The 24261-nt window shown below is 71.3% G+C and carries 20 protein-coding genes; 14 read left to right on the top strand and 6 right to left on the bottom strand.

The window, feature by feature from the left end; translation table 11 throughout:
• From Pth03_RS16175 to Pth03_RS16145, 8 genes are all read left to right on the top strand, one after another.
• Positions 1-1161 carry a glutathionylspermidine synthase family protein gene (locus Pth03_RS16175; RefSeq protein ID WP_203945129.1) on the top strand — a complete coding sequence of 387 codons (1161 nt, stop codon included), beginning with the start codon at positions 1-3 and terminating at the stop codon, positions 1159-1161.
• A gap of 14 nt (positions 1162-1175) precedes the next feature.
• On the top strand, positions 1176-1667 hold the full coding sequence (locus tag Pth03_RS16170; RefSeq protein WP_203945078.1) for a DUF350 domain-containing protein: 492 nt from the start codon (positions 1176-1178) through the stop codon (positions 1665-1667).
• A 176-nt stretch (positions 1668-1843) separates the two neighbouring features.
• Positions 1844-2992, top strand: coding sequence for a PucR family transcriptional regulator (locus Pth03_RS16165; RefSeq protein WP_239119088.1), 1149 nt, complete (start codon positions 1844-1846; stop codon positions 2990-2992).
• A 117-nt stretch (positions 2993-3109) separates the two neighbouring features.
• Positions 3110-4006: an ACP S-malonyltransferase gene (locus Pth03_RS41480; protein WP_239119081.1), complete on the top strand. Its 897-nt coding sequence runs from the start codon at positions 3110-3112 to the stop codon at positions 4004-4006.
• Entirely contained in the window at positions 4003-4959 is a 957-nt protein-coding gene (locus Pth03_RS16160) for a beta-ketoacyl-ACP synthase III (RefSeq protein WP_239119080.1), read from the top strand. The genes Pth03_RS41480 and Pth03_RS16160 overlap by 4 nt, the downstream gene beginning before the upstream one ends.
• 62 nt (positions 4960-5021) lie before the next feature.
• Positions 5022-5261 (top strand): acyl carrier protein, encoded by a 240-nt coding sequence (locus Pth03_RS16155; protein ID WP_203945076.1) that lies wholly within the window; start codon positions 5022-5024, stop codon positions 5259-5261.
• A gap of 76 nt (positions 5262-5337) precedes the next feature.
• Positions 5338-6567 carry a beta-ketoacyl-ACP synthase II gene (fabF, locus tag Pth03_RS16150; RefSeq protein ID WP_203945075.1) on the top strand — a complete coding sequence of 410 codons (1230 nt, stop codon included), beginning with the start codon at positions 5338-5340 and terminating at the stop codon, positions 6565-6567.
• Between the two features lie 14 nt (positions 6568-6581).
• The gene (locus tag Pth03_RS16145) at positions 6582-8003 is read left to right on the top strand and encodes an acyl-CoA carboxylase subunit beta (RefSeq protein ID WP_203945074.1); all 1422 of its coding nucleotides are present in this window, start codon (positions 6582-6584) and stop codon (positions 8001-8003) included.
• Between the two features lie 234 nt (positions 8004-8237).
• On the opposite strand, the gene Pth03_RS16140 is transcribed toward Pth03_RS16145, so the two are convergent.
• Complete coding sequence (locus Pth03_RS16140; protein WP_239119079.1) at positions 8238-8735, bottom strand: DUF3145 domain-containing protein; 498 nt, start codon at positions 8733-8735, stop codon at positions 8238-8240.
• A 203-nt stretch (positions 8736-8938) separates the two neighbouring features.
• Between Pth03_RS16140 and Pth03_RS16135 the strand changes: the two genes are divergently transcribed.
• The 4 genes from Pth03_RS16135 (at position 8939) to Pth03_RS16120 (ending at position 13965) form a co-directional block, all read left to right on the top strand.
• Complete coding sequence (locus tag Pth03_RS16135; protein ID WP_203945073.1) at positions 8939-9988, top strand: S8 family peptidase; 1050 nt, start codon at positions 8939-8941, stop codon at positions 9986-9988.
• A gap of 44 nt (positions 9989-10032) precedes the next feature.
• Positions 10033-10554 (top strand): RNA polymerase sigma factor, encoded by a 522-nt coding sequence (locus Pth03_RS16130; RefSeq protein ID WP_203945072.1) that lies wholly within the window; start codon positions 10033-10035, stop codon positions 10552-10554.
• On the top strand, positions 10551-11069 hold the full coding sequence (locus tag Pth03_RS16125; RefSeq protein ID WP_203945071.1) for a hypothetical protein: 519 nt from the start codon (positions 10551-10553) through the stop codon (positions 11067-11069). The genes Pth03_RS16130 and Pth03_RS16125 overlap by 4 nt, the downstream gene beginning before the upstream one ends.
• Positions 11070-11235: 166 nt before the next feature.
• Complete coding sequence (locus Pth03_RS16120; protein ID WP_203945070.1) at positions 11236-13965, top strand: CHAT domain-containing protein; 2730 nt, start codon at positions 11236-11238, stop codon at positions 13963-13965.
• A 343-nt stretch (positions 13966-14308) separates the two neighbouring features.
• On the opposite strand, the gene Pth03_RS16115 is transcribed toward Pth03_RS16120, so the two are convergent.
• The 4 genes from Pth03_RS16115 to Pth03_RS16100 are packed head-to-tail and all read right to left on the bottom strand — an operon-like array spanning position 14309 to position 19655.
• Positions 14309-15121, bottom strand: coding sequence for a sulfurtransferase (locus Pth03_RS16115; RefSeq protein WP_203945069.1), 813 nt, complete (start codon positions 15119-15121; stop codon positions 14309-14311).
• Positions 15122-15149: 28 nt separating this feature from the next.
• The gene (locus Pth03_RS16110) at positions 15150-16307 is read right to left on the bottom strand and encodes an alkaline phosphatase family protein (RefSeq protein ID WP_308442353.1); all 1158 of its coding nucleotides are present in this window, start codon (positions 16305-16307) and stop codon (positions 15150-15152) included.
• Positions 16308-16332: 25 nt separating this feature from the next.
• A complete protein-coding gene (locus tag Pth03_RS16105) occupies positions 16333-16923 on the bottom strand; it encodes a DUF5998 family protein (RefSeq protein ID WP_203945068.1) in 591 nt (196 codons plus the stop codon).
• Positions 16924-16976: 53 nt separating this feature from the next.
• Positions 16977-19655: a bifunctional acetate--CoA ligase family protein/GNAT family N-acetyltransferase gene (locus Pth03_RS16100; protein ID WP_203945067.1), complete on the bottom strand. Its 2679-nt coding sequence runs from the start codon at positions 19653-19655 to the stop codon at positions 16977-16979.
• Positions 19656-19952: 297 nt separating this feature from the next.
• Here Pth03_RS16100 and Pth03_RS16095 point away from each other — a divergent pair, with 297 nt between their 5' ends.
• Complete coding sequence (locus Pth03_RS16095) at positions 19953-20846, top strand: carbohydrate kinase family protein (RefSeq protein ID WP_203945066.1); 894 nt, start codon at positions 19953-19955, stop codon at positions 20844-20846.
• A 571-nt stretch (positions 20847-21417) separates the two neighbouring features.
• Here the strand turns inward: Pth03_RS16095 and Pth03_RS16090 are convergent.
• Positions 21418-23511 (bottom strand): RecQ family ATP-dependent DNA helicase, encoded by a 2094-nt coding sequence (locus Pth03_RS16090; RefSeq protein WP_203945125.1) that lies wholly within the window; start codon positions 23509-23511, stop codon positions 21418-21420.
• A 112-nt stretch (positions 23512-23623) separates the two neighbouring features.
• Here Pth03_RS16090 and Pth03_RS16085 point away from each other — a divergent pair, with 112 nt between their 5' ends.
• Positions 23624-24199, top strand: a complete 576-nt coding sequence (locus tag Pth03_RS16085; protein WP_203945065.1) for a GNAT family N-acetyltransferase — start codon at positions 23624-23626, stop codon at positions 24197-24199.
• Positions 24200-24261 lie beyond the last annotated feature (62 nt).

The raw sequence follows: 24261 nt of genomic DNA, 5'->3' as shown, positions 1-24261 counted from the left end.
GTGCGCAGACAAGCCTCGCAGCCTCGAAAGGGGTGGGCCGCCACCGTCGAGTCGCAGGGGCTCGCCTTCCACCGGTCGGCCCATCCCGAGGGCCTGACCCGGCCCTACTGGGACGAGAGCGTCCACTACGTCTTCACCATGGACGAGGTCCTCGCGCTGGAGGAGCAGGTCGAGGAGCTCCACCGGATGTGCCTGGCCGCGGCCGACCACGTGGTCGCCGCCGACCGGCTCGCCGACTTCGCCGTCCCTCCCGCCTGGCAGGCAGCCGTGGCGGACTCGTGGCGCCGGCGCGACCCGCACGTCTTCGGCCGTTTCGACCTGCGCTACGACGGGACGGGGCCGGCGAAGCTGCTCGAATACAACGCCGACACCCCGACCAGCCTGGTGGAGAGCTCGATCGTGCAGTGGTTCTGGCTGCAGGACGTGTTCCCCGCAGACGACCAGTGGAACTCGTTGCACGAGCGCCTGATCGACCGGTGGAAGTCGCTGACGCTGCCGACAGGGCCCGTGCACTTCGCCTGGACGAACGCCGACGAGTCGGGCGAGGAGGTGATGACCCTCGCCTACCTCCAGGAGACGGCCGAGCAGGCCGGGCTGGCGACGGCCGCGCTCGCCATCGAGGACGTCGGCTGGGACGCGCTCAACCGCCGGTTCGTCGACATGGAACACCGGGTGATCCGGACCTTGTGCAAGCTCTATCCCTGGGAGTGGCTCGTCGCCGAGCCGTTCGGGCCGCACGCCATGGCCCAGCAGATCTCGATGACCTGGATCGAGCCCCTGTGGAAGATGCTGCTGTCGAACAAGGCGTTGCTCGCCGTTCTGTGGGAGTTGTATCCCGGCCACCCGAACCTGCTCCCCGCCTACCTGGACGGGCCGCGCGAGCTCTCCGAGTCCGGCTACATCAAGAAGCCGCTGCTCGGGCGTGAAGGAGCCTCCATGTCGATCGCCGCTCCCGGTCTCGCCGAGCGGACCGACGGCGACTACGGCGCCGAGGGCTTCGTCTACCAGCAGTTCCTCGCGCTGCCCGACTTCTCCGGGTGGCGGCCGGTGCTCGGCGCCTGGATGGTCGACGACGAGTCGGCCGGGCTCGGCATCCGCGAGACCGCAGGCCTCATCACCGACGACACCTCGTCGTTCGTCCCCCATCGCATCCACGGCTGAAAGTGACCACCCCGATGAACATCGCAAGCCCCGTCGCGCCGTCTCCCGTTCCCTTCCCCCTCCCGAAGGTGTCGACCTCACTCGGCGACGTGCTCGCCCACGGCTCGCTGGCGATCCTGGCCTACGCGATCCTCGGCGTGCTCCTGCTCATCGCGGGTTTCTACGTCATCGACCTGGCCACCCCCGGACGCCTCAGCACGGTGATCCGCAGCGACCGCAACGTCAACGCGACCCTGCTCGCCGCCTCCAGCCTGTCGGCCGTCGGCCTGATCGTGGCGGCCTCGATCTGGTCGTCGGGTGGAGCGCTGCGGGAGGGCTTGATCGCCACTCTCGTCTTCGGCCTCGTCGGCATCGTGGCCCAGGCCCTCGGTATGATCGCGTTCGACCGGATCGCCGGGATCTCGGTGCGCGAGCTCACCAAAGAGGCGTCCCTTCAGCCCGCCACCGTGCTGCTGTCGGTCACACACTTCGTCATCGGGCTGGTCACGGCGGTCGCCGTCATCTGACCGCGGGCCGGGCGTCCCCTGTACGGCACGCCCGCCGTACGCGTCCGGAGGCCGCAGCACCCCGGATGACCTGGCACGCTAGAGACGTGAGTCGAGCAGGTAAGCAGGCCGGCGTACATGCACGGGACGACGGGCGGGACGAGACCGCCGCTCGTACGGCCGGCCAGGGAGGCGTCATGAAGGCGAACGTCCAGGAGGACACGGCGCGCCGGCTCGACCGTGCGATGGGCAGCCTGGGCACGGCCGCGATGGCCCGGATGGAGGAGCAGCTCGCCTGGTACCGCGCTCTGTCCGCCGAGGACAGGTCGTGGGTGGGGCTGGTCGCCCAGGCGGGGATCGCGGCGTTCGTCGAGTGGTTCGGCCACGCGGGCGAGGGCAGGCCCACGCCGTCCATCGAGTTCTTCGGCACGGCGCCGCGCGAACTCAAGCGCAGCGTGTCGCTCCAGCAGACCGTGGACCTGGTCCGCATCGTCGTCGAGGTGGTGGAGGCGCAGGTCGACGAGCTCGCCGCGCCCGGCGGCGCGGACGTGCTGCGTCACGCGATGCTCCGCTACACCCGCGACGTCGCGTTCGCCGCCGCCCAGGTGTACGCCAGGGAGGCCGAGGCCCGCGGCTCGTGGGACGCCCGGCTGGAGGCGCTGATCGTGGACGCCCTCGTGCGGGGGCAGGTGGACGACGGCCTGCACTCCTGGGCGGCCGCGCTGGGCTGGACGTCGGCGCCCGTCATGGTCTTCGCCGGCCACGCGCCGGACGACGACCCGCAGAGCATCATCGACGGCCTGCGCGACAAGGGCCGCAGGGTGGGCCACGAGTTGCTCGCGGGCGTGCAGGGCGACCGGCTGATCGTGATCGTGGGTGGCGCGGACAGCGTCAAGGACGCGGCGCGCAGCGTCGTGCCCAGATTCGGCCCGGGACCGATCGTGATCGGCCCCGAGGTGCCCGACCTGCACGCCGCCGCCAGCTCGGCCCGCGCGGCCATCGCGGGGTTGCGCGCGGCGGCCGGGTGGCCGGACGCGCCTCGCCCGGTGCTCGCCGAGGAGCTGCTGGCGGAGCGTGCCCTCGACGGGGACGAGGACGCCAGGGCGCTTCTTGTGGAGAACGTGTACAAACCGCTCGCGGGCACACCGCTGCTCGACACGCTGGCGACCTATCTCGAGCAGGGCACATCGCTCGAGGCCACGGCCCGGCTGTTGTTCGTGCACCCGAACACGGTCCGGTACCGTCTGAAGAAGATCACGGAGCTGACTGGGTATCAGCCCACGGAGGGAAGATCCGCATTCACCCTTCAGGTGGGACTCATACTCGGACGACTGTCCGTAATGTAGCGGGCCCAGATTAACCGCGGCGAAACGGAAACTGTAGGTACCCCACAAACAGGCGGGTCCAAAGTTCGTTCGGATCTCCATCAGTGTGGCGAACCTCTACAGGGCAGGGTTGGTTACGTGCTCGTCATCGCCGCTCCGGGCCAAGGCGCCCAGACTCCAGGCTTCCTGAGCCCCTGGCTCGAGATCCCCGAGTTTCGTGACCGAATCTCCGCCTCGTCCGAGATAGTCGGCCTTGACCTCATTGCGTACGGCACGACCGCGGACGCGGACGAGATCCGCGACACCGCCGTCGCGCAGCCTCTTCTCGTGGCCGCGGCCCTCGCGACCTACGACGTGCTCGGCGTGACACCCGACATCGTCGCCGGCCACAGCGTCGGTGAGCTCGCGGCGGCCGCGATCGCCGGCGTCCTCACCCACGAGGAGGCCCTCGGCCTGGTACGCGAGCGCGGTCTGGCCATGGCCAAGGCCGCCGCGGTCACCGAGACGGGCATGACCGCCGTGCTCGGCGGCGACGAGGGCGAGGTCCTCGCCGCGATCGCCGCGCACGGGCTCACCCCCGCCAACATCAACGGCGCCGGCCAGATCGTGGCGGGCGGCACGCTGGAGCAGCTCGAGGCCTTCCGGGCCGAGCGCCCGGCGAAGGCCCGCCTGATCCCGCTGTCGGTCGCGGGCGCGTTCCACACCGTCCACATGGCCCCCGCCGTCGAACAGCTCCGCCAGGCCGCTGCCGGCATCAAGCCCGGCGACCCGGCGGTCAAACTCCTGTCCAACTCCGACGGCGCGCTGGTCTCGACCGGCGCGGAGTTCGTCGACCGCCTCGTGAGGCAGGTCGCCAACCCCGTCCGGTGGGACGCATGCATGACGACCATGGCGGCCGAAGGCGTTACCGCGATGATCGAACTGCTTCCGGGCGGCACGCTGACCGGCCTCGCCAGGCGCGGCCTCTCCGGCGTCAAGACCGTCGCCCTGAAGACACCCGACAATCTGGATGCCGCGCGAGAGGTGCTCAAGTGAGGCTCACCCAAGGTGCTCCCGGCGCGAGGGTTCTCGCGTTCGGCGGCTATCAGCCCGCCGATGTCGTGACGAACGACGACCTCGCGCGACGGATCGACACCAACGACGAGTGGATCCAGAGCCGCGTCGGCATCAAGGAGCGCCGCATCGCCGGCCCGCAGGAGTCGGAGATCGACCTCGCGGTCCAGGCGGGCGGCAAGGCTCTGGCAGCCAGCGGCCTGTCCAGCTCCGACATCGACCTGGTGATCGTGGCGACCTGCACGCTCGAGGCGCAGATCCCCAACGCCTCAGCCCGGGTCGCCAACCGCCTGGGCATCGAGGCGCCGGGCGCCTTCGACGTCAACGCCGCGTGCGCGGGCTTCTGCTACGCCCTGGCCGCCGCGAGCGACGCCGTACGGGCGGGCACGGCCACCAACGTGCTGGTGGTCGGCACCGAGAAGCTCAGCCAGTGGGTCGACTGGGACGACAGGACCACGGCCGTCATCTTCGCCGACGGCGCCGGCGCCGCGGTCGTCGGGCCGTCGGACACGCCCCGCATCGGCCCGGTCGCCTGGGGCAGCGCCGGCGACAAGGCCGAGGCGATCGCGGTCAAGGACCGCGGCTCCTTCCTCCAGCAGGAGGGGCAGACCGTCTTCCGGTGGGCCACCACCGCCCTCCACCCCGTGGCGAAGCTCGCGTGCGAGCGGGCGGGCGTCGACCCCGCCGAACTGGCCGCCTTCGTCCCCCACCAGGCCAACCTCCGCATCGTCGAGGCGATCGCCCGCAAGCTCGGCGCCGACAACGCCGTCGTCGCCAGGGACATCGTCCTCGCCGGCAACACCTCGGCGGCCTCCATCCCGCTCGCGCTGTCGCGCATGATCGAGCGCGGTGAGGTGCCGTCGGGCGGGCTCGCTCTGCTGCTCGGGTTCGGTGCGGGCCTGACCTATGCTTCCCAAGTGATCGAGCTCCCCTGAGCGCTTGTACGGCTGGCCGTACAAGATCCAATGAAATCAGCAATCCAAGGAGAATTCGCGACATGGCACTGACCGAGCAGGAGATCCTGGCTGGCCTCGGCAAGATCATCAACGAGATCACCGGTATCCCGGCGGCCGAGGTCACCCCGGAGAAGAGCTTCGTGGACGACCTCGACATCGACTCGCTCTCCATGGTCGAGATCGCCGTCGCCGCGCAGGACGAGTTCGGCGTCGAGATCCCCGACGACCAGCTCAAGCACCTGAAGACCGTCAAGGACGTCATCAGCTTCATCCAGGCCTAGCCGACCCGGCCTGGGCCCGGTGGACGTGCCGGACCCGGCTCGTCCACCTGAATCGACCAAAGAGGAGTGCAGACACGTGAGTAAGGACCGGGTAGTGGTCGTCACCGGGATCGGCGCGACGACGCCCGTCGGTGAGGACGCCGCCTCATCCTGGTCGGCGCTCCTCGACGGGCGATCCGGTGTGCGCGCGCTCACGGAGGACTGGATCGACTCCGTGCCGGTGAAGTTCGCCGGCAGGTCCGCGACCGACCCCCGTGACGTGCTCCCCCGGCCCGAGTCGAGGCGGCTCGACCGTGCCGAGCAGTTCGCGCTGATCGCGGCCCGCGAGGCATGGCAGGACGCCGGCAAGCCCGAGGTCGAGCCGACGCGGCTGGGTGTCGCCGTCGGGAGCGGCATCGGCGGCATCACGACGATCCTCGACGCCTACGACCTGTTCAAGGAGAAGGGCTGGAACCGGCTCTCGCCGTACACCGTGCCCATGCTCATGCCCAACGGCGCGGCGGGCTGGATCGGCATCGAGGTCGGCGCCCAGGCGGGTGTGCACTCGCCGGTCAGCGCCTGCGCCACCGGCGCGGAGGGCATCGCCTACGGCATCCAGATGATCAAGGATGGCCGGGCCGACGTGGTGGTCGCCGGTGGCACCGAGGCCGCCATCCACCCCCTCAACCTCGCCTCCTTCGCGGCGATGCGGGCCATGTCGACCCGCAACGACGAGCCGCAGCGCGCCTCCCGGCCGTTCGACAAGGGACGTGACGGGTTCGTGCTCGGCGAGGGCGCGGGCATCGTCGTGCTGGAGTCCGAGGAGCACGCCCGTGCCCGCGGCGCCAAGATCTACGCGGTGGCGGCCGGAGCCGGATACTCCTCCGACGCCCACCACATCGCGCAGCCCGAGCCGTCCGGAGCGGGCATTCAGAGTGCCATGCGGCGTGCCGTGGAGAGCGCCGGGCTGACCGCCGCCGACATCCGGCACGTCAACGCGCACGCCACCTCCACTCCCGCGGGCGACGTCGTCGAGACGATCGCGATCAAGGAAGCGGTGGGTGTGCACCCGCTGGTGACCTCGACCAAGTCGATGACCGGTCACCTCCTCGGCGGGGCGGGCGGCATCGAGTCGGTCTTCACCATCCTCGCGCTGCGCGAGCGCATCGTTCCTCCGACCATCAACGTGGACGACCTGGACGACGGCGTCGAGGTCGACATCGTCCGCGCGGAGCCCCGCAAGCTGCCCGACGGGCAGATCGCCGCGGTCAACAACTCGTTCGGGTTCGGCGGGCACAACGTCGCCGTGGCCTTCACCTCTGTTTGACCAAGGAGTCTCGCATGACTGTGCTCGACAACGGGACGGTGACCGGGGACTCCGAACAGGAGCCCGTCGATCCTCGCGATCCCAGGGCCCGCCTCGGCCACCTCCTCGACGAGGGCTCAGTCCGGCTGATCTCCCCCGAGGACAAGAGCGGCGTGCTGGCCGTCACCGGCCGCATCGAGGGTGTGCCCGTCGTGGCGTTCTGCAGCGACGCCCGGGTTCAGGGCGGCGCGATGGGCGCCGAGGGATGCGAGCACATCGTGCATGCCTACGACGTCGCCGTACGGGAGCGGGTCCCCGTGATCGGCGTCTGGCACTCCGGCGGCGCCCGGCTCGCCGAAGGCGTTGAGTCGCTGCACTCGGTGGGCCGTGTGTTCGCGGCGATGACGAAGGCCTCCGGGGTCGTTCCCCAGATCTCCGTCGTCGTCGGCCCCGCGGCGGGCGGCGCGGCCTACGGCCCCGCCCTCACCGACATCGTGATCCTCGCCGACAACGGCCGCATCTTCGTGACCGGGCCCGACGTGGTGCGCAGCGTCACCGGCGAGCAGATCGACATGGCGGCGCTCGGCGGCCCCGAGCCGCACAGCAAGCGCAGCGGCGTCGTCCATGTGGTGACCAAGAGCGAGCCGGAGGCGCTGCTCAAGGCCCGCCAGCTCGCCACCCTGCTCGGCCACCAGGGCCGCGTGCGCGGCGAGGTCGACGAGGTCGACTTCAGCACTCTGCTCCCCGACAACCCGCGCCGCGCCTACGACGTGCACCCGCTCGTCAACGGCCTGCTCGACGAGCCGGGGGTCGAGTTGCACCCCAAGTGGGCGCCGAACATCGTGACCACGCTCGGCCGTCTCGGCGGGCGCACGGTCGGCGTCATCGCCAACAACCCGCTGCGGCTCGGTGGGTGCCTCGACTCCACGTCGGCCGAGAAGGCTGCCCGGTTCGTCCGGATGTGCGATGCGTTCGGGGTGCCCCTGGTCGTGCTGGTCGACGTTCCCGGCTACCTGCCCGGCGTCGGCCAGGAGCACGAAGGCGTCGTACGGCGGGGCGCCAAGCTGCTGCACGCCTTCGCCGAGGCGTCGGTTCCGAGGGTCACCCTGGTCACCCGCAAGGCGTACGGCGGCGCCTACATCGCGATGAACTCCCGGTCGCTCGGCGCGACCAGGGTCTTCGGCTGGCCCACCACCCAGGTGGCGGTCATGGGCGCCGTGGCGGCCGTGCGCGTCCTCAAGCGGCGTGAGCTCGCCGCGGTGCCCGAAGAAGAGCGCCCCGCGTTGGAAACACGGCTGGCCGAGGAGCACGAGAAGGTCGCCGGCGGTCTCCAGCGGGCCATCGACCTCGGGGTCATCGACGAGGTGCTCGAGCCCGCCGAGACGCGCGGGGCGATCGCCCGGGTCATCGCGCAGGCCACCCCGGCGCGTGGTGCCCACGGCAACATCCCGCTCTGATCCGGGTCCGGCCCCGCCGGATCCCCTCTGGTCTCGGCCGGTCGCGCCGGCGAGATCCCAGCAAGCGCACGAAGGCGCCGGTCCCGTGGGGGGACCGGCGCCTTCGTGTGTCGTCAGGTGATTGCGTTGAACGAATCAGGCGTGTTTGTGCGGCAGGCCCGGGGTCTTTGTGCGGCCCGGCCGGGCGGACGAGCTTTGCGATCCGCTCCCCCGCCTCGTCGAGGCGTCCGGTGGTCAGACGGCCGCGTGCAGCCAGCGGACCGGTGCGCCCTCACCGGCGTACCGGAACGGCTCCAGCTCCTCGTCCCACTGCTTGCCGAGCAGCCGGTCGAGCTCGTCCTCCAGGACGGCCCTGCCCTGAGCGGCCATCAGCATGATGTTGCGGAGACGATCCTCGGGGATCATGATGTCGCCGTTCGCTCCCACGACCGCCGTGAAGGCGCCGAGTGACGGCGTGTAGGCGTTGCGCGAACCGTCCACCCCCGGTGAAGGGTCCTCGGTGATCTCGAAGCGGATGCGCTGCCAGCCCATGAACGACGACGTGATCGCAGCGGCCGTACCTGGACGACCTTCCCACTCTGCCTGGGCCCGCAAGGTGCCCGGCGCGGCGGGCTGCGCGGTCCACGTCAGGTCGACGGGTACGCCAATAACGCCTGCGACGGCCCACTCGATGTGCGGGCACAACGCAGGCTGAGCCGAGTGGACGTACAGGACGCCACGAGCAGCAGCCACCGGACCTCCCAAATCCCATGAGGTGCGCCTTCCCCAACGGCCTCATACATTGGGATGATCACGGTTTCAACCTGAAGAGAGACTACCGTCCGTCGTGGCGTGGCACCAGAGGGAGGTCATACCGAATCAGGCTTGATAGCGCTCCGGATCGGGAACGCCACCCACCGCAATGACCTCGTGAACCCCACGCGAAGGACGTCCGGATGCGAACGCGACTGGTAGAGCATCTCCCGGATCGCCCCGCTCTCATCCGCCCCGGCGAACTCCTCACCTCTTCCCCCGCCGCCTGCTCCCGGTGGATCGACGACCGCGGCGGCCTCCGGCTCGCCGGTCCCGTGCAAAGCCGCGGCGCCGGGCCCTCGGGCGCGGTCCATCACGTACGGCTCTCGCCCGGCGTGGACGTGCTCGACCTCACCGCCTCCCTCCGGGACAAGGGCCACATCGCCTCGCCGAACCACGTCCTCGTCGGACAGCCCCTCTACTTCGGCGGCCCCGGCGGCCGGCCGTCGCCCGCGCGGGCCGTGCCGTACGAACCGGGTGAGGCGTGCGACGTCACCGTCGGCGTGCTGGACACCGGCCTCGCACCCCATCCGTGGCTGACGCCGTGGTACCGCGACGACATCGCCGAAACGCCGGACGCCGACCGGGACGGCACGCTGGACGAGCAGGCGGGGCACGGCACGTTCGTCGCCGGTCTGATCCTCAGGGAGGCGCCGGGGGTGCGGCTGCGCGCGATCCGGCTGCTCGACAGCCACGGCGTGAGCGACGAGGCCGCCTTGCTGCGCACACTGACCTCGCTGCGACGCGACCCGATCGACGTTCTGAACCTGTCCTTCGGCGGCTTCACCTTCGACGATCAGGCGCCCGTCGGGCTGGAAGACGCGTTGCGCGGCTTCCCCGCCGTCGTCGCCTGCGCGGGCAACACGGGCATGTCCCGCCCGTTCTGGCCGGCGGCGCTGCCCGGGGTGGTGGCCGTGGCCGCGCTGGACGACGAGGCCAGGGCGGGCTTCTCCGCCTACGGCCCCTGGGTGGACGCCTGCGCCCAGGGAGTCGGCCTGACGAGCAGCTTCGTGGAGCACGAGAGCTTTCACGGATTCGCGACCTGGAGCGGCACGTCGTTCGCGACCGCGATCGTCGCCGGCCGCGTCGCAGCGCACTGCCGGAACATGCCGCCCGGCGAGGCCGTACGGCACGTCTTGGGAGGCGGCCGGCGAATTCACGATCTCGGAGTCATCGTCGCCAAAGATCGGTAGTGTGCTCACGCAGCGTTCCCCCCTTGATGCGTGAAGTGACGTCCATGACTGCAGAACACTCGCTGACCTGGCTCGACCAGGCTGCGTGGGAAGACCTCGTCGCCCGTTTCGACGGCCGCATGTGGGCGGTCGCCCGGGCGTTCGGGCTCGGCCCCGCCGACGCCGCCGACGCGGTGCAGGGCGCCTGGTTACGGATGGTCGAAAGTCTCGACGGCATCCGCGACCCGGAGCGCATCGGGGCGTGGCTCGTCACCACCACGAGGAACGAGGCGATCCGCCTCAGCCGCAGGGCCCGCGGAGAGGTGGCGTCAGGCCACGACCTCCCCGACGCCGTCGTGCCGGACCCCGCCGCGGCCGTCGTCGACGCCGACTTCGGCCGGCAGGTGTGGGAGCGGCTCGAAACACTCGACGAGCCCTGCCGTTCGCTACTGCGGTTCTCCGTGATGCACCCCGAGGCCACCTACGCCCAGACGGCGATGCGTCTGGACCTGTCCCCGGGCAGCATCGGCCCGACCCGTGCCCGGTGCATGTCGCGCCTCAGGAGCCTGGTGGGGGACGCGGTATGAGAGACGAATACCTGCTCGCCGCGCTTCGGATGGCGGTGGGCATCGACCCCGTGCCCGGCCGCGTGTCCGCCGACGCGCGGGCCGCTTTCAAACTGCGACTGCCGGGCGGGATCATCGCGGCACCCGTCGAGACGTCACGGCCGCACGGCGCCCGCGGCGGGACCTTGGAAACGAACCCTTCGAACGCGGGATCCTCCGGCGGCCGGGGCGGCGCACCGGGCCTGTGGGCGGGCGGGCCCCGGCTGCACCGGTTCACGACGCCGGATCTCACCATCGACGTGGAGCCGGTGGTCGCCGACGGCCGGCTGGAGGTGGCCGGTCAGGTCTCTTCCAGCTCCGAACCCGATCCCGGCTGGCACGTCGAGGTGCGCACCGCGCACATCACCAAGACGCGTGAGCTCCCGCGAAGCGGCCAGTTCGCCGTGGGCGGCCTGCCCGTCGGGTGGTTCAGCGTCGTGTGCCACCGGCCCGGCGAGCCCGCCGTGTCGACTCGCTGGCTGCACGTCCGCCCATGACCCCCTGCCCCGACAGGTCCGGCCGCGCGAGACCGGACCTCATCAGCGCTGCCGGAACGCGTCGCACATGACAACGCGGGCCGGCGCCCTCCTCACCCCCATCGGACCCATGACCTCCTGTTCGAGCACCTCTCCCACGCCATCCACCTCCACCGCATCAGAGCCCATGACCTCGAACCGCACCCCCGCCCTTCCGGAACCCACACCGCCGGCCGCGACGACCGGCGCCGCCCCGGAGGCATCCGCCGTACAAGCCGCTCCTGGGCCGCCCGCGGCCATGCCCGGACCGGACAGAACCGCTGCGCTCGTCGCGCGCGCCGAGGCCGCCGTCCGGCTGTCCGGCACCGACCCCCGGGTCGCGCTGGAGGAGGCCAGGGCCGTACTGGCGGAGACGGCCGGCGAACTCTGTCCCGAGGCCGCGTCGGTCGCGTTGCGGGCGTCCGCACTCGCCGCACGAGAGCTGGGCGACCTCGGACTGGCCGCGGAGCGGCTGCGGCAGGCCGTCGTGGCCGGCGCGGGCTCGCCCCGCAGAGTCGCGCAGGCCCGCATGTCCCTGGTCACCGTCCAGGCCCACCTCGGCGACCCGGAGGGCGCGCTGCGCCTGGCCGACCTGGCCGAGAAGGATCTGTCCGGGCGTGACCTGGCCAGGCTCGGCGTACAACGTTCGGTCGCCCTCATGCTGCTCGGCCGCCACCGCGAGGCCGTACGGCACTGCGACAAGGCGATCGGGCGGCTGGACGGCGACCCCAAGTTCCAGGCGGGCGGCCTGCTCAATCGCGGCCTGGCCAACGTCTTCCTGGAGCGGTACGGCCTGGCCCAGGCGGACCTGTCGGCCTGTGCCGAAATGGCACGCGATGCCGGCCTCGGCCATCTGGCGATGCTCGCGGAAGGCAACCTGCCGTTCGTGAACGCGCGCCGTGGTGACATCCCCGCGGCGTTCGAGAGCTATCGGGCCGCGGAGGCGGCGTTGTCCGGCTATCCCGAGAGGCTGGCCGCGATGCGGACGGACTTCGCCGAGGCCTTGCTGGCCGCGCGCCTGCCGGGCGAGGCGCGCTCGGTCGTGGAGCAGGCCCTCCCCGACCTGGTGGCCGCGGAGGCGCACGCCGCGCTGCCCGAAGCGCGGCTCCTGCTGGCCCAGGCCGCGCTGATGTCCGGCGACGGCCACGAGGCGGAGACCACCGCGGAGACCGCGCTCGCCGAGTTCCTCGGCCAGGGAAGGTCGCCGTGGGCGCCACTGGCCCGCGAGATCCGGCTGCGCGCCCGCGCGCTGCACAACGAGCCCGGCCGTGCGCTGCTGGCCGAATTGCTGGAATGCGCTGACGAGCTGACCGAGCACGGGTGGACGACGGTGTGCGGCTCGCTCCGTCTCATGTGTGCGGGCCTGGCGGCGCGGCTGGGCGACCTCGGAACCGCGCGGGCCCAACTGGACGCGCTGGCCGCCTCCCCGGTGCGCGCCGTGGTGAGGCATCACGCCAGGGCGATGCGCCTCCACCTCGACGGCGATCATGTCGGGGCTCTCGCGGCCGCCGGCGTCGGCCTGGACGCGGTCCTGCCGTACGACGCCCCGTCAGGCACGGGCGGGCCGAGCGGTACGGGCGCCGTTTCGGCGGAGCCGGCGATGCGCGCCCACGCGGCCCGGCCGGCGGAAGACCTGGCGGCCTTCGGCTTGAAGGTGGCGCTCGGCGCGGGCGACCCCTGGGCCGTACTCACCTGGGCGGAGAGGTGGAGGGCAATCGTGCGCGGCACACCTCCGCCGCCGGCCTTCACGCCGCGGTCCCTGCCCGTCCTGGACGGCACGCTGATCGAACTCGTGCGGGACGGCGACGACCTGTTCGGGCTCTGCCTCACCTCGTGGGACTGCTCCGTCCATCCGCTCGGGTCGTACACGGCGGCGGTCGAGGGGGCCGTCCGGATCCGGTACGGCATGCGCAGGCGAAACCTCCGGGACGCCCGTTCGCATGATGGGGGCGGCGGCTCTCGCACAGGCCGCGGCGGCGAACGGGACGAGGGCCGCGAAACGGATCGTGAGCTTGCGGCGGAGCTCGATCTGCTCGGCCGCCGCCTGCTCGGCCCGCTCGACCTCGACGACGGGCCCGTGGTGATCGTGCCCACAGGGCCGCTGTGCACGCTGCCGTGGCCGATGTTCCCGCCGCTGCGCGGCCGGCCCGTCTCCGTCGCGCCCGAAGGCTCTTCGTGGCTCGCGAAGGGCCGGGAGATCACCCGCTCCACCGCCTGGAGGGCGAAACACGAGCCCGCGTGGGCGTCGCCGTACGAGATGGCGACCCGCCCCTACAAGGGGCCGGGTGGGGTGGACGCGCGGGTGTGCGGCGAGCCGTACCAGCCGCCGTTGGTGGTGGCGGTGGCCGGGCCGGGGTTGGCCGAGGCGGGACGGGAGGCCTCCATGGTGGTGCGTACGCACCCGCACGCCGAGCGGATCGCGGCTACCAGGGCGGAATTGCTGGGCGCGCTGGACCGGGCCGACGTGCTGCACGTGGCCGCGCATGGGACGTTCTCGCCGCAGAGCCCGATGCTCTCGCAGATCACGATGAACGACGGGCCCTTGATGGCATACGAGCTGCGAAGGTCACGGCGCATGCCCAGCTTGGTGATCTTGTCGGCCTGCGATGCGGGCATGGCCCACGCGCCGGTGGACGGTGCCGTGCTGGGGCTCGCCGGGGCGTTCCTCGACGGCGGATCCGCCTGCGTGATCGCCGGGATCTGTCCGGTCCGCGACGACGAGGCGGCGACCCTGATGACCGTCTTTCACGCCTTCCTGGCAGATGGCCGTCCTCCGGCCGAGGCGTTGGGCGCAGCCATCGCGAAGACGGGCATCGGGGGGTTCGTCTGCTTCGGTGCCGGTCACGACCCCATCCACGCCGCCCCCCATTCCGCGTGATCATGCAGAAGTTCGGCAACGAGCCGTCTGAGCTGGGCAGACTCAATTCGTGATCATGCAGAAGTTCGCGCATGTACGGTTCGACCAGCCGGAATGTCGTCCGTGATCATGCACTCAGTACGGCACCGGCGCGGAGGAGCATGGCCGGCCACGGCCCCCGAGTGCATGATCACGATCGGCATACGGCCAGTTCAGGACGGGTCTGAGCGAACTTCTGCATGATCACGAAACGCGAAGATGCACGTCAACGTGCCATCCGCCGAGCTTCTGCATGATCACGGCAAAGTGGAGGGGCTGGCCAGCCGGCCTTTCCACGAACTTCTGCATGATCACGGCAAAGTGGTCAGCCGGTGGCGACGGGGCGGGTGGGATCGGCGACCCAGTTGGACCACGATCCGACGTACAGGGCTGCCGGGATGCCCGCCACCTCCAACGCGAGTACCTCGTGCGCCGCCGTCACCCCGGAGCCGCAATAAGCCCCGACCGGCACGCCCTCGACCACGCCAAGGGTGTTGAATCGCTCCCGCAGGAAGCCGCTCGCCCGGAACTTGCCGCCCGGCTCGACGTTCTCCGCGGTAGGCGCACTGACCGCTCCGGGGATGTGCCCGGCCACCGGGTCCACGGGCTCGACCTCCCCGCGGTAGCGCTCCGTCGCCCGAGCGTCGAGCAGCACTCCGCCGTCGGCGAGCGCGGCGGCCTGGTCGGCGTCGAGGACCGGCATTCCGCCGGGGGACGCCTCGAAGTCGCCGGGCGCGACGGCGGCGGCGTCCTTCACGACGGGCAGGCCCTCCTGCTCCCAGGCCCGCAGGCCGCCGTCGAGCACCCGCACGTCGGGGTGGCCGAAGTAGCGCAGCGTCCACCACGCCCGGGCCGCCGAACTCGCATCGGAGTCGTCGTAGACGACCACGGCGCGTGTGCCGGACACGCCGAGCCTGCGCATCGCCGACTGGAAGCTCTTCGCGGTCGGCAGCGGATGACGTCCGCCAGGCCCGGGAGGCGAGGCGAGGTCGGTGTCGAGGTCGCAGAAGACGGCACCGGGAATGTGCCCTTCCGCGTAGGACTGCGCCCCGGGCGGGCCTCCGAGCCGCCAGCGCACGTCCAAGATGGTGACGTCGTGGAGGGCGGAGAGCTCCTCCGGCGTGATCAGCGGGCTCATTCGATGCTTACCTCCAAAGCTGACTTCATCATCGGCGCACCTCCAGCAGCGGCACGCTCTGTTCGGCCCGCGTCAACGACCCGTGATAGCCGACCAGGGCCGACTCCAGCGGTTCGGTGCGCGAGGCGACGATCGCGCAGCCGCCGTACGCCACGGCCATGACGTCGCCGATCCGGCCTAGCCACTCCTTGCGCACCCGGCGGCCGAACCAGCCCGCGTCTGCCGCCTCCTCGCGGGTGACCACCCAGGCACGGCCGTGAAGGGCCTCACTCCAGGTCTCCCGTACGGCTTCCGCCGCGCCGGGCTCGGTGTAGACGTGGCGGGCGCGGGCGTCGCCGCCGAGCATGGTCACGCCTTCCTGGAGATCGGGGCGGTTGTCCACGTCGACCTTGTCGACAACGTTGATCATGCCGTGGTCGGCGGTCACGTAGAGCGCCGATCCCGGGGGAAGCCCCCCGGCGATCCGCTCGGCCATCTGGTCGACGACGGCGAGCTGTTCGAGCCACCGGTCGCTCCCCCAGCCCGCGAGGTGGCCCGCGAGATCGAGGTCGCCGTAGTAGACGGTGACGAACGAACTGTCCGCCAGGGCCTGCCGTACACCGTCGACCCGTTCGTCGACGGTGTCGGCGGGCCAGTAACGCATGCCCCTGTAGACCGCGCGGGTGAGGCCGGTTCCGTCGAACGCGGCGGGGGCGACGTAGACCGGGTCGGCTCCGTGGGCGGACAACCGCTGGTAGACGGTCTCCGCGGGCTGCCAGACATCCGGATCTACGGGCAGGCCGGGGGCCGTCCAGCGCAGGCAGTCCAGCAGCCGGCCCTCCCCGGGCACCGCCATATGGATGCCGACCATGCCGTGCTCCCCCGGCGGGATCCCGGTGCCGAGCGTGGCGAGGCTGGTCGGCGTGGACGACGGGAAGCCCGCCGAGATCGTGCGCGCCGTCTGGCCGGTCAGGAACGGCGCGGCGTCGGCGTGCGCGGCGAGGAGTTCGGCGCCGAGGCCGTCGACGAGGAACAGGCACACCCGCGCCGCGGGTTCGAGCCCGAGCACGTTGGAGCCCGGAAGGCCAAGCGAGGAGAGCATCGACTCCGGCAGGTCGGCCAGAGACGCCGTGCCGTACGCGGGAACGTACGGCACGGCTGGGTACGCCCCCGTGGGGCCTGTGGGGTACGTTCCCGCGTCTGTCACGTCGTCTCCAGCGTCGGTCGGCAGGTCAGGTGGCGGCGCGGGCGGTGGCCTCGGACAGCGCCTTGGCGAAGGCCAGCACGTGGGTGACGGCCTCGGGCCCGTCGGCCGCCTCGCTCACCCTGAGGGCCAGGTCGTCGGCCGTGATCGCGCCGGTGTAGCCGTGGTCGGCTTCGCAGTTCTCGTCGCCGCAGGTCGCGGGCTCGAGGTCGACATGAGAGATGGCCCCCCAGCCGATGGTGAGCGTGACCTCGCTCGGCGGGACCCCCGGCACGTACGACGCGGGGTCGGGCACGACCCTGGTCACCGCGACCGACTGGATGCGACTGAGTCGTACGGCCTCGGTGGTGGTAGAGGCGTGCGAGGCGGGCATGCCCTCGGCGGGCGGGTGCTCGTCGGTGTGGCAGACGAGCAAGCGGGTGGGCGACAGCACCAGCACCGTGACGTGCCTGCGCACTTCCATCGCCGGGTCGAACGTGGCCTCGTGATGTACGACGTACGCCGTGACCGGCTCCTTGCCGAGAGCGGAGTCGACGGCGTCGGCGACCAGATCGGGGTAGTAGCCGCTGCGGTCAATGGCTTCGCGCATGCCCGCGGCGGAGACTCGGGTTTCCCTCATAGGTCCATCCTGCCCTGTAAGGGACACCGGTTTCACACCCGAACGGTCGTCCGTCAGCCCAGGCGGCGGGGACCGACGTCGGGGCGCGGCCCGGAGACGGGCCGCAGGACGGCGCGCGCCCCCAGAACCACCGCCCCGGAGGTGCCGACCAGCACCGGGTCGAGATCCATCCTGATCACCTCCGGCAGGGCGTCGGCCAGCAGGCCCACCCGCACGAGCAGGTCGCTCAGGGCGTCCACGGCGACGGGCGGGTAGCCGTACCGGCCGAAAAGCAACGGCGCGGTGCGAACCGAGCGCACCAGGCTCTGGGCGTCCTCCCCGGTGAGGGGGGCGAGCCGGTAGGCCCGGTCGCCGAGGAGACGGGCGGCCACCTCGGCCAGGCCGAACGACACGACCCCGCCGAAATACCTGTCCTGGACGACGCCGACGACCGTCGGCACCGCCGGCTGGGGGGCCATGCGTTGTACGGCGAGGGCCGCTCCCGGGCCGAGCACCGCGCCCAGGCCCGTGTAGGCCTGCCGGACCCCCGAGGGTTCGGCGAGGCCGATCCGCACGGTTCCGGCCTGCTTGGCGGCGGCGGGATCGGCGGCCTTGACCACCACGGGGTAGCCGAGCCGTTCGGCCGCGGCGACCGCCTCGTCCGCCGAGGCGACCACCTCGGCCGGCCAGACCTCCACCCCGTAGCAGGCCAGTAACTCGGTGGCGTCGATCTCCACGTCGTGGATCTCCCCGCCCCGGTCTCCGGACCCGGCGTGTCCCTCATGCCCCTCCTGCCCGAGTGCGGCCGCGACAAGTGCGCGGGCTCCCTTGGCGTCGACGCCCTCCGGTTCGGGAACGGTCCCCGCCGGCTGCTCCCGCCACCGGGCGTGCCGTACGGCATGGGCCAGCGCCCGCACGGCCTCCTCGGGCGCGGGATAGGAGGGGATGGACCCCTTCTGGGGAGCCGCGTCCGTCTCGCCGGGAGAGCCGACGGTGACTCTGAGGGCGGGGGGCATGCCCATCTCGCCCTGGAAGGTGGCGAGCACCGGCTTGCCGGATTCGCCGGCCGCCTTGACCAGCTCGGCGGCGATCTCATCCGTACGGCCGGGGATGGGCGGCATGTAGACGACGACCGCGGCGTCCACGTCGTTCAGGACGTCCGACAAAGCCCGGGCGTACTCGGCGGCCCCGGCCTGGGCCCCCAGGTTCACCGGTGGGGCGGGTTCCAGGCCCGCGGCCACGCAGGCCTCCTCGGCGAGCAGCGCCAAGGCGTCGGAGTTGCTCACCAGGCCGACCCGTGGGCCTGTGGGAAGCGGCTGGTAGGCGAGGAGCTGCGCGACGTCGAACAGCTGGGTGAGGTCGTCGACGCGAATCACCCCGGCCTGCTCGAAGAGCGAGCTGAGCGCGGTGTCGGGAAGGTCGAGCGCCGGGGCGGCATGCGCGCCGGGCACGCCGCGGCTCTTGACCACCACGATCGGCTTGCTCCGCGAGATCCGGCGGGCCAGCCGGGTGAACTTGCGCGGGTTTCCCAGGGACTCCAGGTAGAGGAGGATCACGTCGGTCGCCGCGTCCTCCTCCCAGTACTGCAGGAGGTCGTTGCCGGATACGTCCGCCCGGTTTCCTGCGGACACGAAGGTCGAGATGCCCATGCCCCGCTGGGCGACCCGCTGGAGCAGGGCCGTGCCGAGCGCGCCGGACTGGCTGAAGAATCCCACTCGGCCCCGCCCGGGCAGGGTCGCCGCGAGGGTCGCGTTGAGCCGGACGGCGGGATCGGTGTTGGCGATGCCGAGGCAGTTGGGCCCGACGACGCGCAACCCGTACGCCCGGGAGATGCTGACGAGCTCGTCCTGGCGCACGCGGCCGTCGTCGCCGGTCTCACCGAAGCCGGAGGAGACCACGACCAGCCCCTTGACGCCTTTTTCCGCGCATTCCCTGACGACGTCGAGCACCCCTTCGGCCGGGACGGCGAGCACGGCCAGGTCGACGTCCCCGTCGATCGCGGACACGCTCCGGTAGGCCCGAACACCGGCGACGGCCCGCGCGTGCCGGTGGACCGGATAGACCGGACCGGAGAAGTCGGCTCCGAGCAGATTGCGCAGGACGGCCTGCCCGATGCCGCCGGGTTCCCGGCTGGCGCCGATCACCGCGACGGACTCCGGCTTGAGCAGGCGCTCGATGGAGCGGGCCTCCGAACGGTGCTCGCGGGCGAGCCTGACCTCGCGCGAGGTCTCCGTGGTGGCCAGGTCGAGGGTCATCCGTACGACCCCGTCTTCGAACTGGCTCTCCGCCGTGTAGCCGGCCTGCCGGAAAAGGCCGGTCATGCGGTGGTTTCCGGGCAGCACGTCGGCGATGAACGTTCTGATCCCGCGTTCCCTTGCGGCGGCCCGCAGGTGCTCCATCAGCACCGAGGCCACTCCCCTGCCCTGGTGGGCGTCCTCGACGAGGAAGGCCACCTCGGCATGGTCTTCAGGCGTGACCCGGTCGTACCGTACGACCGCGACCATCTCGGTGCCGATGGTGGCGATCAGGGCGACCCGGTTGTCGTAGTCGACGTTGGTGAACCAGGCGATCTCACGGTCGGTCAGGCGGGGCCTCGGGCCGAAGAACCTGTAGAAGATCGACTGTTCGGACAGGCGGGAGTAGAACGAGCGAAGCGGCTCGGCGTCGTCCGGTCTGATCGGGCGCAGGTGTGCCGTGCCCCCGTCGGAGAGGACGACATCCGCCTCCCAGTGGGCGGGGTATCGAAGTTGCACAACCTGAGGCTAACGGTGCAAAGGTTGCCGTTGATTGTGGTGATTCTTACTTTTCTTGGTGACACGTGGGTTCACCCCGAGTAAACACCCGACTTATCCCCCTTTCAGGGAACTCGCCAGCTGGTGAGTTGGGCAACGCTTGTGCATCGACTGTGCCCGGGTGTCCGCTCTATGCCCCACGACACCCCCGGAAACTGTTAAGTTTCTTCGCGTCAGCCTCAGAGCACGGAGAGGACGCCGCCCCTCCATGGGCAACGGCGGGCTCACCTCCACAGCAGTCGGCAAGGTGGTGACATCATGACGCGGGTCGTCGTGGTGGGCGATCTCATGACGGACGCGGTCGCCCGCGCCAAGTACCCTCTCGCGAGGGCCAGCGACACCCCCGCCGTCGTGACCATGCACGGTGGCGGCTCCGGAGCCAACGTCGCATCCTGGCTCGCCGTCGAAGGATCCGAAGTGGCCTTCATCGGCCGCCGCGGCGCCGACATCACCGGTCGCAACCGCGACATGGAACTCATGGGCTACGGCGTCGACGCCCGTCTCGTGATGGACCCTGAGCGGCCCACCGGCACCTGCGTCGTCCTGGTGACCCACAAGGGCGAGCGGACCATGCTCTCGGACCCCGGGGCCAACGCCGCGCTCTCCCCCGAGGACCTGCCCCGCGACCTGTTCTCCGCGGGCGCCCATCTGCACATTTCGGGGTACACCCTGATCAACGAGGGCTCCCGCGACGCTGGCCTGGCCGCGCTCGACCTGGCCCGCCGGGCCGGAATGTCGATCTCGGTCGACTGCGCGTCGTCGGCCCCCGTCGAGCGCACCGGCGCCGAGCCGTTCCTGGAGTGGACCCACGGCGCCAAGCTGCTGTTCGCCAACGCCGACCAGGCCAAGGTGCTCACGGGCCGGGAGGAGCCCGACGCGGCAGCCAAGGTCCTCACCGCCTGGTTCCCCCAGGTCGTCATCAAACTGAACTCCGACGGCGCGCTCTGGTACACCAACAATCGCGCCGAGCCGGTCCGCGTACCCGCCGAGTCGGTCGACCGGGTCGTCGACGGCACGGGCGCGGGAGACGCGTTCACCGCCGGTTTCCTGCCCCAGTGGCTGGACGGCAAGCCGCCGGCAGAGGCACTCGCCGCGGGCAACGCCCTCGCCGCCCGGTGCATCGCCAACCTCGGCGCCCGCCCCCGCCTCTGACCACCCCGCCCCTGGCGTCGGAAGTGCCTGGGGGTGAACGCCGGGCTACCTGGAGGCCCTGGAAGGTGCCTGAGGGGTGTTTCGGGGCGCCTGAGGGTTATCTATCGCGGGGCCTCGTTGTGGTGACCGAGGCCCCGTTGTGGTGATCATGCAGAAGCTCGCGGATCACTATGCCGACCGGCCGAAACACTTTTCGTGATCATGCAGAAGTTCGGAGAAATGCCGCCCTACCTGGCACTTCTCATTTCGTGATCATGCAATGGCGCGACCCTCGGCACGCCGTACATGATCACGGCAAGAATCCGCCCTGGTCAGAGCGAACGTTCTCGACCTTCTGCATGATCACCGTACGGAAAGTCGCAGGCCAGTCCCCGCGCACACGAACTTCTGCATGACCACGACAAGAGTCTGCGCACGTCAGAGGGGATTTCTCCGAACCTCTGCATGATCACGGCACGGGAAGTCGCAGGTCAGTGCCCATGCCCACGAACTTCTGCATGATCACCACCATGGGGGCACCACCACGGCGACACCACCATGGGGGCGCCGCCATGACGGCGCCGCCGTGTGGTCAGGTGGTGGTGGCCAGGACCAGTGGCAGGACGGCTAGGGCGCCCGCATGGCGCACCTGGGCGGCGGCGAGGGTCATGGTCCAGCCGGTGTCCACCCGGTCGTCCACGAGCAGCACGGGCCCGCCCGCCGAGGCGATCCGTTCCCCGAGTTCCCGCGGCATCGCCAGCGTCCGCCGGATCGCGGTCACCCGCTGGGCGCTGTTGTACTGGCGGCCGGGTGGCCCTCCCTTGTATCCGAGCTCACCCAGGTAGGTCAGGCGGCCGATCCCGGCGATCCCCTCCGCGAGGCTGCGCACCAGCACCGGATGCGCGGCCGACGGGATGCTCACGACGGCCACCGGCCGGTCCGACCATCCCCACGACTTGAGGACGTCGACCACGGCGGCCAGCACGTCGCCCGGCACCGGGCCGTCGCCGGCGGCCAGCAAGTCGCGCAGCCGGGAACCCCACCCGATGTCGGTGAGGCGGCCCAGCGCCCGGCCGGCCCCCGCCGACAGTTCCGGCTTGATCCGGCCCTTGAGATCGGCGAGTCCCGTGGGCCACTGCCGCCGCGGCTCCACTTCGACACCCGGCCGCGTCAGGCTGGCGCGGGCCGCGTCCACGGCCTTCGCCGCGGTCTCCGGCGAGCGGTGGGAGCCGGTGCAGTTGTCGCAGCGGCCGCACGGCGCCGCGGCCTCGTCGTCCAGATGGCGGCGCAGGTATTCCTCACGGCAGTCGGCCGTGGTGATGTATCCGAGCATGGCGTCCTGCTCGGCTTTGCGCTCGGCCGCGACCCGCGCGTAGCGGTCGGCGTCGTAGGCCCAGGGCTCGCCGGTCGCCTCCCAGCCGCCCTTGACCCGGCGGACCGCGCCGTCCACGTCGAGCACCTTTAGCATCATCTCCAGGCGTCCGCGGCTGAGGTCGACGCGGGTCTCCAGGGCGGCGGTCGACAAGACCCCCTCTTCCGACAACGCCTCCAGGGTCGTACGGACCACCGGCTCAGGCGGAAACGCCAGTGACGCGAAATATCCCCAGATTTCCCGGTCTTCCGCGCCCGGCAGGAGGATCACCTCGGCCTGCTCGACACCTCGGCCGGCCCGGCCCACCTGCTGGTAGTACGCCACAGGCGACGGAGGCGCGCCCATGTGGACGACGAAGCCCAGGTCGGGCTTGTCAAAGCCCATCCCCAGGGCCGACGTGGCGACCAGCGCCTTGATCCTGTTGCCGAGCAGGTCTTCCTCGGCCGCGAGACGCTCGGCCGGCTCGGTCTGCCCGGTGTAGGCGGCCACCGGGTGCCCCTGCTCACGCAGGTAGGCCGCGATCTCCTGGGCGGCGGCCACGGTCAGCGTGTAGACGATGCCGGAGCCCGGCAGTTCGTGCAGCGTCTCGGACAACCACGCGAGCCGTTGTTCGGCGCCGCTCAGCCGTACGACGCCGAGGTGGAGGCTGTCGCGCTCCAGCGGGCCGCGCAGCACCAGCACGTCCTCGGCCTCGTCGTCGTCGAAGTCGCCCACCACGGCCAACTGCTCGGCGACGTCGCGGGTGACACGGGCGTTGGCCGTCGCGGTGGTGGCGAGCACCGGAATGCCGGGGGGCAGGTCGGCCAGCATCGTGCGCAGCCGGCGGTAGTCGGGCCGGAAGTCGTGACCCCAGTCGGAGATGCAGTGGGCTTCGTCGATCACCACAAGACCGGCGCTCTCCGCCAGCTCGGGCAGCACCTGGTCCCGGAACTCGGGGTTGTTGAGGCGTTCGGGGCTGACCAGCAGCACGTCGACCATGCCCTCGGCGACCTGCGCGTAGGTCTTCTCCCACTCCTCCGGGTTGGCCGAATTGATGGTGGCGGCATGGATGCCAGCTCGCTCGGCGGCGGCGATCTGGTTGCGCATCAGCGCGAGCAGCGGGGAGATGATGACCGTCGGGCCCTCGCCCAGCTCGCGCAGGAGGCCCGTCGCGACGAAGTAGACGGCGGACTTGCCCCACCCGGTGCGCTGCACGACCAGCGCCCTGCGGCGGTCGACGACGAGCGCCTTGATCGCGGACCACTGGTCGTCGCGCAGACGCGCGCCTTCGCCCGCGAGCGCCCGCAGCCGCTCCTCTGCCTCTTCCCGCAGCATGTCCTCTTCGCTCACCCGGTCATTGGTATCAGGTCGAGGCGACGAGTACGTGTTCTCCCGCCTCACGAGCCGGGACCAGAACCCGACCGGCCATGGTTGGATGAATCCCGTTATGGACGTGACCACGTGGTACCTCGAGCAGACCGCCCCCGCCGACGTGCGTCCCGGCCGCGCGCCCGACTCGCCCGTCGACGTCGTACGCGCCGAGCATCCGAGCCCCGAGTTCGGCAGGTTCCTCTACACCGCCGTGGGCGGCGACTGGCAGTGGACCGACCGCCTGCCGTGGACCTGGCGGGAGTGGATGGACTGGCTGAGCCGTCCCGGCGTCGAGGTCTGGGTGGCATGGTTGCGCGGCACTCCCGCCGGATACGTCGAGCTCGCCGCCCAGGACGCGGGCGACGTCGAGATCGCCTACTTCGGGCTCCTGCCGTACGCGATCGGCCGGGGCCTCGGCGGGCACCTCCTGGCCACGGGAGCCCAGCGTGCGTGGGACCTCGCCGAACGCTGGCCCGGTCTGGACAAGACGCGGCGGGTGTGGGTGCACACGTGTTCGCTGGACGGCCCCGCGGCCCTGTCCAACTACAAGGCACGTGGCTTCCGGCTCTACGACACCAAGGTGAACGCCCCCGGAGACGAGGACGAGGGAACCACGCCGGGCCCCTGGCCGGGAGCCGGCCCGCGCGGCTGACGCGCTGAAGCCACCCGTCGCGCCGAGCACGGCCGGACCGCGCGAAAAACATGGCCGAGTCG

Source organism: Planotetraspora thailandica (assembly GCF_016863335.1).
In the GTDB taxonomy this organism is placed as follows: Bacteria; Actinomycetota; Actinomycetes; order Streptosporangiales; family Streptosporangiaceae; genus Planotetraspora; species Planotetraspora thailandica.
The sequence above is the reverse complement of the archived record's forward strand: the minus strand, read 5'-3'. Positions and strand labels throughout refer to the sequence as shown.

Bases quoted from the DNA above. Each gene is read 5' to 3' on its own strand.
- Pth03_RS16170 (WP_203945078.1), top strand. From the start codon at position 1,176: ATGAACATCGCAAGCCCCGTCGCGCCGTCTCCCGTTCCCTTCCCCCTC.
- Pth03_RS16165 (WP_239119088.1), top strand. From the start codon at position 1,844: ATGAAGGCGAACGTCCAGGAGGACACGGCGCGCCGGCTCGACCGTGCG.
- Pth03_RS16155 (WP_203945076.1), top strand. From the start codon at position 5,022: ATGGCACTGACCGAGCAGGAGATCCTGGCTGGCCTCGGCAAGATCATC.
- Pth03_RS16145 (WP_203945074.1), top strand. From the start codon at position 6,582: ATGACTGTGCTCGACAACGGGACGGTGACCGGGGACTCCGAACAGGAG.
- Pth03_RS16135 (WP_203945073.1), top strand. From the start codon at position 8,939: ATGCGAACGCGACTGGTAGAGCATCTCCCGGATCGCCCCGCTCTCATC.
- Pth03_RS16130 (WP_203945072.1), top strand. From the start codon at position 10,033: ATGACTGCAGAACACTCGCTGACCTGGCTCGACCAGGCTGCGTGGGAA.
- Pth03_RS16125 (WP_203945071.1), top strand. From the start codon at position 10,551: ATGAGAGACGAATACCTGCTCGCCGCGCTTCGGATGGCGGTGGGCATC.
- Pth03_RS16120 (WP_203945070.1), top strand. From the start codon at position 11,236: ATGACCTCGAACCGCACCCCCGCCCTTCCGGAACCCACACCGCCGGCC.
- Pth03_RS16115 (WP_203945069.1), bottom strand. From the start codon at position 15,121: ATGAGCCCGCTGATCACGCCGGAGGAGCTCTCCGCCCTCCACGACGTC.
- Pth03_RS16105 (WP_203945068.1), bottom strand. From the start codon at position 16,923: ATGAGGGAAACCCGAGTCTCCGCCGCGGGCATGCGCGAAGCCATTGAC.
- Pth03_RS16095 (WP_203945066.1), top strand. From the start codon at position 19,953: ATGACGCGGGTCGTCGTGGTGGGCGATCTCATGACGGACGCGGTCGCC.
- Pth03_RS16090 (WP_203945125.1), bottom strand. From the start codon at position 23,511: ATGCTGCGGGAAGAGGCAGAGGAGCGGCTGCGGGCGCTCGCGGGCGAA.
- Pth03_RS16085 (WP_203945065.1), top strand. From the start codon at position 23,624: ATGGACGTGACCACGTGGTACCTCGAGCAGACCGCCCCCGCCGACGTG.